1 protein-coding gene is annotated in these 279 nt (G+C 58.1%); it reads right to left on the reverse strand.

Annotated features, from left to right (window positions below; genetic code table 11):
- A partial coding sequence (locus SLS51_RS24815) for a hypothetical protein (protein ID WP_439126912.1) occupies positions 1-178 on the reverse strand: 178 nt, incomplete at its 3' end.
- Between the last annotated feature and the right edge of the window lie 101 nt (positions 179-279).

Consider the following 279-nt stretch of genomic DNA (forward strand, 5'->3'; position numbering starts at 1 on the left):
CCAGCGTGTCTTTGACCGCCAGTGTCAGCGAGCCTTTTTCGGCGGCCACGATGTTGCCGTGACGATTATCGACGGTCGTTGCTTTAAGGTTCAGGTTGCCGTTGCCCGCAATAGTGCCGCGTTGGTTATCCAGTCGCCGGGTGGTAAGGGACAGCGTGTCTTTGCCCTGTTGTTGCATCACACCGCCTTGATGGCTCAGGGTGTCGGCGTTGATGGTTATCTGCCCGGCCTGAGTTTCAGCCTGGTTGAGTTGCAGTTCACCGGCCTGTATCGTCAGGG

This window comes from Photorhabdus africana, assembly GCF_035181445.1.
GTDB classification, from domain to species: Bacteria; Pseudomonadota; Gammaproteobacteria; order Enterobacterales; family Enterobacteriaceae; genus Photorhabdus; species Photorhabdus laumondii.